The organism is Klebsiella sp. 18074, from assembly GCF_902705905.1.
Taxonomy (GTDB): domain Bacteria; phylum Pseudomonadota; class Gammaproteobacteria; order Enterobacterales; family Enterobacteriaceae; genus Klebsiella; species Klebsiella terrigena.
Genome location: NZ_CACSIS010000010.1, coordinates 137,887 through 150,391, shown reverse-complemented (window position 1 = coordinate 150,391; position 12,505 = coordinate 137,887). Strand labels below are relative to the sequence as shown.

General features: G+C 59.4%; 12 protein-coding genes. 7 read left to right on the top strand and 5 right to left on the bottom strand.

What is annotated here, in order from left to right:
- Positions 1-4: 4 nt before the first annotated feature.
- The 3 genes from GVK32_RS12255 to yejF are packed head-to-tail and all read left to right on the top strand — an operon-like array spanning position 5 to position 3,715.
- Entirely contained in the window at positions 5-1,099 is a 1,095-nt protein-coding gene (locus GVK32_RS12255) for a microcin C ABC transporter permease YejB (protein WP_159236727.1), read from the top strand.
- Entirely contained in the window at positions 1,099-2,124 is a 1,026-nt protein-coding gene (locus tag GVK32_RS12250; RefSeq protein ID WP_159866050.1) for a microcin C ABC transporter permease, read from the top strand. The genes GVK32_RS12255 and GVK32_RS12250 overlap by 1 nt, the downstream gene beginning before the upstream one ends.
- Position 2,125: 1 nt before the next feature.
- A complete protein-coding gene (yejF, locus tag GVK32_RS12245) occupies positions 2,126-3,715 on the top strand; it encodes a microcin C ABC transporter ATP-binding protein YejF (protein WP_159866047.1) in 1,590 nt (529 codons plus the stop codon).
- A 3-nt stretch (positions 3,716-3,718) separates the two neighbouring features.
- On the opposite strand, the gene GVK32_RS12240 is transcribed toward yejF, so the two are convergent.
- The 3 genes from GVK32_RS12240 to rsuA all read right to left on the bottom strand — a co-directional run bounded on the left by GVK32_RS12240 (position 3,719) and on the right by rsuA (position 6,307).
- Entirely contained in the window at positions 3,719-4,063 is a 345-nt protein-coding gene (locus tag GVK32_RS12240; protein ID WP_041147706.1) for a YejG family protein, read from the bottom strand.
- 331 nt (positions 4,064-4,394) lie between these two features.
- Positions 4,395-5,591, bottom strand: coding sequence for a Bcr/CflA family multidrug efflux MFS transporter (locus tag GVK32_RS12235; protein WP_132512296.1), 1,197 nt, complete (start codon positions 5,589-5,591; stop codon positions 4,395-4,397).
- A complete protein-coding gene (gene rsuA, locus GVK32_RS12230; protein WP_159866044.1) occupies positions 5,588-6,307 on the bottom strand; it encodes a 16S rRNA pseudouridine(516) synthase RsuA in 720 nt (239 codons plus the stop codon). The genes GVK32_RS12235 and rsuA overlap by 4 nt, the downstream gene beginning before the upstream one ends.
- Before the next feature lie 147 nt (positions 6,308-6,454).
- On the opposite strand from rsuA, the gene GVK32_RS12225 reads away from it, so the two are divergent.
- Positions 6,455-8,212 (top strand): DEAD/DEAH box helicase, encoded by a 1,758-nt coding sequence (locus GVK32_RS12225; RefSeq protein WP_159866041.1) that lies wholly within the window; start codon positions 6,455-6,457, stop codon positions 8,210-8,212.
- 137 nt (positions 8,213-8,349) lie between these two features.
- Positions 8,350-8,634, top strand: a complete 285-nt coding sequence (gene rplY, locus GVK32_RS12220) for a 50S ribosomal protein L25 (RefSeq protein ID WP_041146506.1) — start codon at positions 8,350-8,352, stop codon at positions 8,632-8,634.
- A 57-nt stretch (positions 8,635-8,691) separates the two neighbouring features.
- On the opposite strand, the gene GVK32_RS12215 is transcribed toward rplY, so the two are convergent.
- Positions 8,692-9,582: a LysR family transcriptional regulator gene (locus tag GVK32_RS12215; protein WP_159866038.1), complete on the bottom strand. Its 891-nt coding sequence runs from the start codon at positions 9,580-9,582 to the stop codon at positions 8,692-8,694.
- Between the two features lie 124 nt (positions 9,583-9,706).
- Here GVK32_RS12215 and GVK32_RS12210 point away from each other — a divergent pair, with 124 nt between their 5' ends.
- Entirely contained in the window at positions 9,707-11,002 is a 1,296-nt protein-coding gene (locus GVK32_RS12210) for a serine hydrolase (protein WP_200842871.1), read from the top strand.
- Here GVK32_RS12210 and GVK32_RS12205 read toward each other — a convergent pair.
- Positions 10,999-11,619, bottom strand: coding sequence for an NUDIX domain-containing protein (locus GVK32_RS12205; protein WP_159866032.1), 621 nt, complete (start codon positions 11,617-11,619; stop codon positions 10,999-11,001). The genes GVK32_RS12210 and GVK32_RS12205 overlap by 4 nt on opposite strands.
- A gap of 81 nt (positions 11,620-11,700) precedes the next feature.
- Between GVK32_RS12205 and GVK32_RS12200 the strand changes: the two genes are divergently transcribed.
- Positions 11,701-12,465 (top strand): DeoR/GlpR family DNA-binding transcription regulator, encoded by a 765-nt coding sequence (locus tag GVK32_RS12200; protein ID WP_132512306.1) that lies wholly within the window; start codon positions 11,701-11,703, stop codon positions 12,463-12,465.
- Positions 12,466-12,505: the final 40 nt, after the last annotated feature.

Genomic DNA, 12,505 nt, shown 5'->3' with positions numbered 1-12,505 from the left:
GACGATGGGCGCATACCTGATCCGCCGACTGCTGCTGATTATCCCCACCCTGTGGGCGATCATTACGATCAACTTTTTTATCGTCCAGATTGCCCCCGGCGGTCCGGTCGATCAGGCCATTGCCGCCGTTGAGTTCGGCAATCACGGCGGGATGCCGGGCGCGGGCGACAGCGGAATGGCCGCCAGCCACGCGCGCACTGGCGTAAGCAACGTCAGCGAGGGCCACTATCGCGGCGGGCGTGGCCTCGACCCGGAGGTCATCGCCGAGATAACCCATCGCTACGGCTTTGATAAACCCATCCACGAACGCTACCTGAAAATGCTCGGCGACTACCTGCGCTTTGATTTTGGCGACAGCCTGTTTCGCAGCGCCTCGGTGCTGCAGCTGATTAAAAACAGCATGCCGGTCTCCATTAGCCTCGGCCTGTGGAGTACGCTGATTATCTACCTGGTGTCGATCCCGCTGGGGATCCGTAAAGCCGTCAGCAACGGCAGCCATTTTGATATCTGGAGCAGCACGCTGATTATCATTGGCTACGCGATCCCGGCATTCCTGTTCGCGATTCTGCTGATCGTTATTTTCGCCGGCGGCAGCTATTTTGACCTGTTCCCGCTGCGCGGGCTGGTCTCCGCCAATTTCGACAGCCTGCCGTGGTATCAGAAGATCCTTGACTACCTCTGGCACATTACGTTGCCGGTGCTGGCGACGGTGATCGGCGGCTTTGCAGCGCTCACCATGCTGACCAAAAACAGCTTTCTGGATGAGATCCGCAAGCAGTACGTGGTCACCGCCCGCGCCAAAGGGGTAAGTGAAAAGCAGATTTTGTGGCGCCACGTGTTCCGCAACGCCATGCTGCTGGTTATAGCCGGTTTCCCGGCGATGTTTATCAGCATGTTCTTTACCGGTTCGCTGCTGATTGAGGTGATGTTCTCCCTCAACGGCCTCGGGCTGCTGGGCTATGAGGCGACGGTTTCGCGCGACTACCCGGTGATGTTTGGCACATTGTATATTTTTACGCTGATTGGCCTGCTGCTTAATATCGTCAGCGATATCTGCTACACGCTGGTCGACCCGCGTATCGATTTTGAGGGCCGCTGATGTCATTTTTGAGTCCCGTCAACCAGGCCCGCTGGGCGCGTTTTCGCCACAACCGCCGCGGCTACTGGTCGCTTTGGCTGTTTTTAATCCTCTTCGTCTGCAGCCTCGGCGCGGAGCTGATCGCCAACGACCGCCCGCTGCTGGTGCAGTACCGCGGCAGCCTGTACGTTCCGCTATTAAAAGAATATAGCGAGAAGACCTTCGGCGGCGACTTTGCCACCGCCGCCGACTATCAGGATCCGTGGCTGCAGAAGCAGCTCGAGGCTCACGGCTGGGTGCTGTGGGCGCCGGTGCGCTTCGGGGCGACGACCATCAACTTTGCGACCCAATCCCCCTTCCCCTCGCCGCCGTCGTTGCAAAACTGGCTCGGCACCGACGCCAACGGCGGCGACGTGCTGGCGCGGATCCTCTACGGAACGCGGATCTCCATTCTGTTCGGCCTGCTGCTAACGCTCTTTTCCAGCGTGCTCGGCGTGCTGGCGGGCGCTATCCAGGGATATTACGGCGGCAAAATCGATCTCTGGGGGCAGCGCTTTATTGAAGTGTGGTCGGGAATGCCGACGCTGTTTTTGATTATTCTCCTCTCCAGCGTCGTGCAACCCGGCTTCTGGTGGCTGCTGGCGATTACCGTCCTGTTCGGCTGGATGACGCTGGTGGGCGTGGTGCGCGCCGAGTTCCTGCGCACCCGCAACTACGACTATATCCGCGCGGCGCAGGCGCTGGGCGTTAACGACCGCAGCATCATCCTGCGCCATATGCTGCCCAACGCGATGGTTGCCACCCTCACCTTCCTGCCGTTTATTCTCTGCAGCTCGATTACCACTCTGACTTCGCTGGATTTTCTGGGCTTCGGCCTGCCCCTGGGCTCGCCTTCGCTGGGCGAGCTGCTGCTGCAGGGGAAAAACAACCTGCAGGCGCCGTGGCTGGGGATCGCCGCCTTTTTGTCCGTCGCGGTGCTGTTAACGCTTTTAATTTTCATTGGCGAAGCGGTTCGCGACGCCTTCGACCCGAGTAAGGCGGTATAGCATGGCGCAGCCTCTGTTAGAAATCGACAATCTCTCCATCGCCTTTCGCCAGCAGGGCGAAACCCAGAACGTCGTCAGCGAACTGTCGCTGCACATTGCGGCGGGGGAAACCCTGGCGCTGGTGGGCGAATCCGGCTCCGGCAAGAGCGTTTCCGCGCTGTCGGTGCTGCGCCTGCTCCCCTCGCCGCCGGTAAGCTACCCCAGTGGCGATATCCGCTTTCACGGCCAGTCGCTGCTGCATGCCGATGCGCGAACCCTGCGCGGGGTGCGCGGCAACCGTATTGCGATGATTTTTCAGGAGCCGATGGTGTCACTCAATCCGCTGCACACCCTGGAAAAGCAGCTCTATGAAGTGCTCTCTCTGCATCGCGGAATGCGCAAAGAAGCCGCCCGGGGAGAGATTCTCGACTGCCTGGAGCGCGTCGGCATTCGCCAGGCCCCTCGCCGGCTGGCGGACTACCCGCATCAGCTTTCCGGCGGCGAGCGCCAGCGGGTGATGATCGCCATGGCCCTGCTCACCCGCCCGGAGCTGCTGATTGCCGACGAGCCGACCACCGCGCTGGACGTCTCGGTGCAGGCGCAAATTCTGCAGCTGCTGCGGGAGCTGAAGCAGGAGCTGAACATGGGGCTGCTGTTTATCACCCATAACCTGAGCATCGTCCGCCAGCTCGCCGACCGCGTGGCGGTGATGCAAAACGGACGCTGTGTCGAGCAGAACGGCTGTCGCGCCCTTTTCTCGGCCCCTCAGCATCCCTATACCCGCCGCCTGCTGGATAGCGAACCGGCAGGGCTGCCGGTTCCGCTGGCGCCCGATGCGCCGCTGCTGCTCGCGGCGAGCGGGCTCAGCGTCGCCTTCCCGGTTCGCCGAGGCCTTCTGCGCCGGGTGGTTGAGCATAATCGGGTGGTTAACGCCCTGAGCTTTCAGCTACGCGCGGGGGAAACTCTGGGCCTGGTGGGCGAATCGGGTTCCGGCAAAAGCACCACCGGGCTGGCGCTGCTGCGCCTGATTGCCTCTGAAGGGATTATTGCCTTTGATGGCCAGACGCTGCAGGGTCGCAGCCGTCGACAGATGCTGCCGCTACGCCGCCGGATGCAGGTCGTGTTTCAGGATCCGAACTCGTCGCTGAACCCGCGGCTAAACGTTTTACAAATTATTGAGGAAGGGCTGCGCGTCCACCAGCCGACGCTCACCTCCGCCGAGCGCGAACGGGCGGTCATTCAGGTGATGCAAGAGGTGGGGCTGGATGCGCAAACGCGCCTGCGCTACCCGGCAGAGTTTTCCGGCGGCCAGCGGCAGCGTATTGCCATCGCCCGGGCGCTGATCGTTAAGCCTCAGCTTATCGTGCTGGATGAACCGACCTCGTCGCTGGATAAGACCGTGCAGGCGCAAATCTTAGCCCTGCTGAAAGCTTTACAGCAAAAGCATCAGCTGGCCTATATTTTTATCAGCCACGATCTGCGCGTCGTGCGGACGCTATGCCATCAGGTGATGGTGCTGCGGCAAGGAGAGGTGGTCGAGCAGGGAGAGTGTGAGCGCGTATTTACCGCTCCGCAGCAGGAGTATACCCGCCAGCTGCTGGCGCTGGGCTGACGGTCAGAACGGGTTGTTGCCGGAGAAGGGCTCGGCAATGGCTACGCCGAAATTTTTCAGACGACAGGTGGCGGCGAACTCGTCCTGCATGTTGACAAACAGGCACGGTTCCCCTTCACACTCAACGATGGAGCAATCGACTTCGATGTCGCTGAGCGCCTGGCTAAGCTTATGCATAACCGGCCACGCTTTCTCGCCGTCCGGGCTGAGTAACTTCAGCGCCACGAGGCTATTTTCGCTCTGCGCGCCGTTTTGCGGAATCGGTTCAACTCTTGAACCCGCAAAACCGGCCAGCCAGCGATAGCTTTGCGGCAGTCGGTGTACGATAGAGAGTTGCTGTGTATTCACCTGGTTTTCCCCGGAAGCAAAATGCTTCACAATAAATTTACATCAATATTAACACATTGTTGACAACTAGTCCTGTATCAGCGTGGAAAACGTTTACACCGGCGCGGAGCCGGGGTTAACCGCTTATTATCCGGAACTTTATAGTTTCGCTGCGGAACAGATCGGGGCTATATGTACCCGTTTCTGTGATCCAAAACAACTTTTTTATCGCAACATTGCGACTTTTTACACTAATTGATTTTACATAAAAGAAACAAATAGCAGAATAACGAAGCCCGCCGCGGTTGATATGCATCAAAAAAGGGGCTGAAATAGCCCCTTTAAATGCGATTCAAAGCGCGACTTTTCGCCGCCGACTGGCGTAGAGGTAGAAGAGAATGGAGCTGCTGGCGCAGAAAGCGATAGAGATCAGCATCGGCCAGGCGGTGGTGAAGGTTGCCATCGACAGCAACGCCCCGACAATCGCGCCGATGCCGAAGCGGAAGGTTCCCGCCAGCGAAGAGGCCGTCCCGGCCATATGCGGGAACTCATCGAGAATGACCGCCATCGCGTTCGAGGAGACCATCGACACGCAGCCAATAAACGCGGCCACGCCGAACACCAGCGCCCAGAAGCCGACATCAAACAGCGCGCAGACCACCATCCACACGGCCATCGCGAACTGGATCCACAGCCCGGCGCGGAACATATTCAGCGCGCCAACCCGCCGGACAAAGCGGCTGTTAATCATGGTCATGACGAACAGGAAGGCCACGTTGAGTGCAAAATAGTAGCCAAAGTGCTGCGGGGAAACGTGGTTAATCTTGATGTAAACAAACGGGCCAGCGCTCAGAAATGAGAACATCCCGGCAAAGCTGAAGCCGCTCGCCAGCATATAGCTCAGCACGCGCTTGTGGCGGAACAGGGTGGCAAAGTTGCCGAGAGTCGTGCGAATGTGGAACTTCTGCCGCCGCTCCGGCGGCAGGGTCTCGCTGATGAAGAACGCGATCATTGCCGAAGCCAGCAGCGCCGCCACCGCAAGGATCCAGAATATCGCATGCCAGCTGAACCACACCAGCACCGCCCCGCCCACCATCGGCGCGACCAGCGGAGCGATGGTGGTGACCAGCATCACGAACGACATCATCCGCGAAAACTCTTCTTTCGGATAAATATCGCGCATCAGGGCGTTAATCACCACGCTCGCCGCCGCCGCCGCGAGGCCGTGGAAGAAACGCATGGTGATCAGCATTTCGATGGTCTGCGACAGCGCGCAGGCCACCGCGGCGGCAGCAAAAATCAGCGTCCCCCCGAGGATAACCGGCTTACGGCCGATGCTGTCGGCCATCGGGCCGTACAGCAGCTGGCCAAAGGCAAAGCCCAGAATATAGGTACTGAGCGTCATCTGCGCGCTGCCGTCCGGCACGTTAAACTGCGCTGAGATCACCGGCAGAGCCGGGAGATACATATCGATCGACAGCGGCATGAGCATGGCCAGCAGGCCAAGAATAAACACAATCCCCAGGGAAGAATTCTGCTTTGCCGTCACGTTTTACTCCGTGCATGCTGAATGCCAACGCTGGCAATCTCTTCTTCCGTCAGCGGGCGATACTCGCCGGGCGCCAGAGAGTCGTCCATCGCGATAGCGCCGATTCGTTCACGATGCAGGCCGACAACGTGGTTGCCCACGGCGGCAAACATCCGCTTAACCTGGTGGTAGCGCCCTTCGCTGATGGTCAGCCGAACTTCCATCGGGGTAATCACTTCGAGAACCGCCGGCCGGGTCAGCTCTTTTTCATTGTGCAGCTGAACGCCCTCGGCGAACTGCTCCGCGGTGTTTTCAGCGACCGGGTTTTCAAGCGTCACCAGATAGGTCTTTTCGCAGTGATGGCGTGGAGAGGTTATACGGTGCGACCACTGGCCGTCGTCGGTCATCAGCACCAGGCCGGTGGTATCGATATCCAGACGCCCTGCGGCATGCAGCTTGTGCGCCACCGGCACGTCAAGAAAATAGAGCACCGTTGGGTGATCCGGATCGTCGGTAGAACACACATAACCCTGCGGCTTGTTAAGCATAAAGTAGCGCGGGCCGTTCTGCTGGGTAAGCGTATTACCGTCATACTCAACGTCATGCTCCGGCTGGAGCTTGAACGAAGCGTCTTTCACGATTTCACCATCCACGAGAACGCGGCTGCTGCGGATTTCACGTCCGGCAATAGCCCTACTGACGCCAAGTTGCTGAGCGATAAACTTATCAAGTCGCATGAGATTTTTTTAGCCTGTAATAATGCTGGAGCGGGCAAGCGCCCGAAAAAGAAGAAATTCATTGGCTAGTATAACGGGCTCTTAACGCCACTCAAGGGAAAAGATTCGTGGCATACTATTTGCGAGTTAATTAACGCCTGTGAAGCCATGAATTTTACACTACGCCCCTACCAAAAAGAGGCGGTCGATGCCACCTTAGCCTGGTTTCGTCGCCACCATGAGCCCGCCGCTATCGTCCTGCCAACCGGGGCAGGCAAAAGCCTGGTCATTGCCGAACTGGCGCGCCTGGCCCGCGGCCGCGTGCTGGTTCTGGCGCACGTCAAAGAGCTAGTGGCGCAAAACCACGCTAAATATCTTGCCCTCGGGCTGGAAGCCGATATTTTCGCCGCAGGACTGAAGCGGAAAGAGAGCCACGGTAAGGTGGTTTTCGGCAGCGTGCAGTCGGTTGCCCGCAATCTTGAGCATTTCCAGGGAGAGTTCTCGCTGCTGATCGTCGATGAGTGCCACCGCATCAGCGATGACGACGATAGCCAGTACCAGCAAATTATCACCCACCTGCGGCAGGTCAACCCGCAGTTGCGCCTGCTTGGGCTCACCGCCACGCCGTTTCGCCTCGGCAAGGGCTGGATTTATCAGTTCCATTATCATGGCATGGTGCGCGGCGACGAGAAGGCGCTGTTTCGCGACTGCATCTATGAACTGCCGCTGCGCTACATGATTAAACACGGCTATCTGACGCCGCCGGAGCGGCTCGATATGCCGGTAGTGCAGTACGATTTCAGCCGCCTTCAGGCGCAGAGCAACGGCCTGTTCAGCGAAGCCGACCTCAATCACGAGCTGAAAAAACAGCAGCGCATTACGCCGCATATCGTCAGCCAGATCGTTGAGTTTGCCCAGACGCGAAAAGGGGTGATGATTTTCGCCTCCACGGTGGAGCACGCGCGGGAAATCACCGGTCTGTTGCCCGCAGGCGAGGCCGAGCTGATTACCGGCGAAACACCGGGTCCGCAGCGCGACCGCATTATTGAATCGTTTAAAACCCAGCAATACCGCTATCTGGTCAACGTGGCGGTGCTGACCACCGGCTTTGACGCCCCGCATGTCGATCTTATCGCCATTCTGCGCCCGACCGAGTCGGTCAGCCTCTATCAGCAGATCGTCGGTCGCGGCCTGCGCCTGGCGCCGGGAAAGACCGACTGCCTGATCCTCGACTATGCCGGCAACCCGCACGACCTCTACGCGCCCGAAGTCGGGGCGCCTAAAGGTAAGAGCGACAACGTGCCGGTGCAGGTCTTCTGCCCGGCCTGCGGTTTTGCCAATACCTTCTGGGGTAAAACCACCGCCGACGGCACGCTGATAGAACATTTTGGCCGCCGCTGTCAGGGCTGGTTTGAGGATGATGACGGCCATCGCGAGCAGTGCGACTTTCGTTTTCGCTTTAAGAACTGCCCGCAGTGTAATGCGGAGAACGATATCGCCGCCCGCCGCTGCCGCGAGTGCGACACGATCCTCGTCGATCCCGATGATATGCTGAAGGCGGCGCTGAAGCTCAAAGATGCGCTGGTGCTGCGCTGCAGCGGCATGGATCTGCAGCACGGCGCCGACGACAAAGGCCCGTGGCTGAAAATCACCTACTACGATGAAGACGGTGCCGACGTCAGCGAGCGCTTCCGCCTGCAGACCCCCGCCCAGCGCACCGCGTTTGAACAGCTGTTTATTCGCCCACACACCCGCACGCCCGGCGTGCCGCTGCGCTGGATAACCGCTGCCGATATCCTTGCTCAGCAGGCGCTGCTGCGCCATCCTGACTTTGTCGTCGCCCGCATGAAGGGGCAATACTGGCAGGTGCGGGAGAAAATGTTCGACTACCAGGGACGCTTCCGCCGGGCCAACGAACTGCGCTGATCGACATTAAGGCTGAGGTTTTGATTGCCGTAAAAACCTCAGGCGGCTATAATGCCGCCCGCTTTTGCATTCGCAAAGCAGATCATCTGCCTGCTGCTGGGTCGCCTGTAGCAGGATTTAAATATAGAGAGACATCAATGTTTACTATCGACGCAGAAGTACGTAAAGAGCAGGGTAAGGGTGCGAGCCGCCGCCTGCGTGCAGCTAATAAATTCCCGGCCATCATTTATGGCGGCGAAGCTACTCCGGTAGCAATTGAGCTGGACCAGGACAAACTGTGGAACATTCAGGGTAAAGCTGAGTTCTACGGTGAAGTTCTGACCATCGTTCTCGATGGCAAAGAAGAGAAAGTTAAGGTTCAGGCTGTTCAGCGTCACCCGTTCAAGCCAAAACTGTCTCACATCGACTTCGTTCGCGCTTAATAGCCGATAGCAGTTGTTGTATGAAGCGCCCCGGTCCGCAAGGTCCGGGGCGTTTTGTTATGTGATTTGCGCCCACAGAGCCGGTGCTAAATCGATAACCGTCTTCAGATCCTGGTGTTTGTTCATGCCCGGCTGCCAGAGCATCACCATCGTGACGTTCAGCCCCTGACTGCCGACCTCGGTGTCGATTTTACTCACCCCATCCCAGCGCTGCGCCTGAAGGTGATCGGCCAAAAATCCCCAGCCCTGCCCCTGCTGCATGGCGTGACGCAGCAGCGTGATTTCATTCATATACTGCGTATGGCCGGAGATCTGCAGCCGGCGGGCAATCTGATCGTCAGAGCGACGATGCATCACCAGCTGCGGTACCAGCGCCAGGTTCAGCAGCGTCAGCGGCCTCGCATAGCCGGCAAACAGCCGCTCTGCGGCATAAAATCCCAGCTCAACGGTCCCCAGCGCGCGCCACTCCATCTCGCTGCCAAGGGTGCGGTTATTGGCCTGACATAGCGCCAGGTCGGCATGGCCGTCGGCCAGCGCCTGTTCGGCCTCGCGACGCGATGCGCTCCAGCAGCTCATCCGCAGCTGACGCTGCGCAAGATTATCGGCCAGCGCACAGAGAAAGCCGCGCGGCACGAAGGGATCGTACGCCACCCTCAGCTCCTGCCAGGCCGTGCCCGGCAGCGTCCGGGCAAAGGATTCAAAGGCCTGCGCCTGACGCAGCAGCAGATGCGCCTGGCGAAAAAGCTGCTCCCCCTCCGCGGTTAACGCCAGGCTGCGTCCGTGGCGCAGGAATAGTGCGTAGCCCAGTGCATCTTCCAGATAATCCAGCAGATCGCGCAGCGTCGTGCGATCTTTGCCGAGGCGAATCGCCGCCCGCGAAAGCGAGCCCGTTTCGGCGACGGTGGCGAAAGCCTCAATTTGCGCAAAAGAGTACTGCAGCGTTTTCATACCATCCCATCCTTGCGGGGGAAAATCCCCCATCGGCTGATTTTAGCCTGCGGCCGACGATTTATATACTGCGCATCGGGTTGTAATGGCTAACAAGGAATTTCTGATGACAAGTATAAAAACGATGAAACCGCTGGCTCTGGCGCTGATGCTTACCGCCCTGCCCGGCGCCGCGCTGGCGCAGGCCCAGCCGCAGCATGAGTGCGGCGGCGTGCTGCTCGATACCTGCCCGACGCCGTTTGATAAAACGCTGCCGGCGGCTACAGAGATGCTCACCTGGGAGCGGACCGATCGGGTGATTGGTTTTCGTAACGACTATCGTAACTATGCCGGGGATGTCTTTCACCACGGTGCCTCCGCTGCGCTCCAGCAGGCCGATCGGCAGCTGACCGACGCCAGCTATACGCTAAACGGCCACACCTGGAACCTGCGGGACTATCTGAAGCGCCAGAACGTTACCGGCTTCCTGGTACTGAAAGAGGGCAAAATTGCCTATAAATATCTCGGCGCCGGCAACAGCGATACGACCCTGTGGACCTCACGATCGGTCGGCAAAGCGGTGGTTTCCACGCTGGTCGGTATTGCGATTCAGCAGGGAAAAATCCGCTCTTTAGATGACCTGGTGACCGATTATGAACCCGACCTTAAAGGGACGGCCTGGGAGGGCGTGACGCTCCGTCAGCTGATTCAGCACACCTCCGGCGTTGAGTGGAATGAGGACTACACCAACCCGCAGTCCCACTTCGCCCGATTGACCCAGTGCGAGGCGCATCCGGGCGCCTACGACTGCGTCAGGAAGATTGTCGCTTCCCTGAAACGCACCCATCCAGCCGGGGAGCAGTGGTCCTACTCCTCCGGCGGGGCGTGGCTACTGGGGGATATCGTGGAGCGGGCAACCGGCATGTCCCTTGCCGCCTGGCTGGAGCAAACGCTATGGCGGCCTGGCGGCATGGCCCAGGATGGCGTGTGGCACGCCTATCAGCAAGGCAAGCACGATGTCGGCGCCCACGGCTTCAACGCCACGCTTGAAGACTGGGGACGCTTCGGTGAGTTCGTCGCCCGGGATGGGCGCCTGGCCAACGGGAAAGCACTGGTGCCTGACGGCTGGTTCGATATGGCCTCCGACTGGACTCAGGCGCAGAAGTCGGTCTCCGCGGCGCATCCTGAGGGAATTTACGGATTCCAGTGGTGGAATAACGCCGTTCCGGCTAATGCCAAAAACGTCGAACCGACGGCTCAGCAAGGGTTGAAGGATTCCCTGTGGGCGCTCGGCATCTATGGCCAGGTGATTATGGTCAATCGCGCTGAGCATCTGGTTATCGTCCAGTGGTCAACCTGGCCGCAGGCGGAGCCTTCGTTTAGCGCCCAGCCGCTGGAGGCCGCGCTGATGTACAGCGCCATCGCCCGCCAGCTGCGCTAAACCCTATCGTTCTTTGCCCGTTCTGTGGCAAAGAACGAGGCTGAATTAAGCGCCAGGTGCTGCAGCAGCATGATGGTTTTGGCATCAACGATCTCACCGTCGCGGATAGCCTGCAGCGCCTGCTCCAGCGGCCACTCCAGCACTTCGATATCTTCCCCCTCTTCCGCCAGCCCGCCGCCACCGGTTTGCCGATCGTCAGGCGAATATTCGGCAATAAAAAAGTACAGCTTTTCCGTGACCGAGCCGGGGCTCATGTAGGCGGTAAAAACGGGCTCAATGCGGGTCACCCGAAAGCCCGTCTCCTCCTGCGCTTCGGCGATAATTCGCTCTTCCGGGGAGGCGTTATCCAACAGTCCGGCGGCGGCCTCAATTAAAAATCCGTCGTGGCCGTTAATCCAGACCGGAAAGCGGAACTGGCGGATGAGAACCACGGTTTTTTTCTCGCGGCTGTAGAGAAGAATAACGGCACCGTTTCCGCGGTCGTAGGCTTCGCGGCTCTGCTCCTGCCAGCGCCCGTCCCGCCGCAGCAGCTCAAAGGTATATGTTTTGAGCGTATACCAGTTATCGGATAGCAGCGTTTCGCGGATATTGCGTACGTATGGTGCGTTAGTTTGCATGTTTTGCTCCTTACCAGGTGACAACAGGCACCATAACATGCACAATCAGGCACAAACAAGATCATTCGTGAAGGAAACCGCATGCTTGCCAGCCAACGAAAGCAGCTTATTTTGCAGATTCTCACCGCCGAGAAGCAGGTGATGTCGGGGGAGCTCAGCCAGCGTTTTAGCGTCTCGGAGGACTCCATTCGTCGCGACTTACGCGAGCTGGCGGCGGAAGGGAAGCTCCAGCGGGTTCACGGCGGCGCGCTGCCGGCTTCGGCCGCCGTCGCGCCGATAGCGACGCGCAGAAACGTGCAAATCGATTCAAAACAGGCGATTGCCCGCCGGGCGGCGGCGCTCATTCATCCAGGCCAGGTGGTTATCGTTGACGGCGGGACCACCACCACCGAGATGGTGAAGTTTCTGCCCGCCGATTTGGCCTGCACCATCGTGACCCACAGCCCCGGCATTGCCGTCGCGCTGGTCGATCGGCCGCTGGTTGAGGTGATCCTGATCGGTGGCCGCTTGTTTAAACATTCGCTGGTCGCCGTCGGCGCCGCGGCGCTGGAAGGCATTGCGCGGATCAACGCCGATCTGTTTTTTATGGGCGTCACCGGAGTACATCATCATGCGGGTTTCACCACCGGAGACTATGAAGAAGCGGGCATTAAGCGGGCGCTGGCCGCGCGGGCGGCGGAAACCATCGTGATGGCGTCGCAGGAGAAGCTGAATTCGGCGTCGGCTTTTGCCATCGGCGAGCTGAGCCTTGCCGGTACGCTGGTGGTGGATAGCCCGGTGGATGAGATGCTGCAGGCGCGGCTGGCACAATGCGGCATTGAAACGATCCACGCTGGCGCGCAGTGAGAGAGGAGAACGCCCCCGGCCTGAAGCCGGGGAGCGTTTA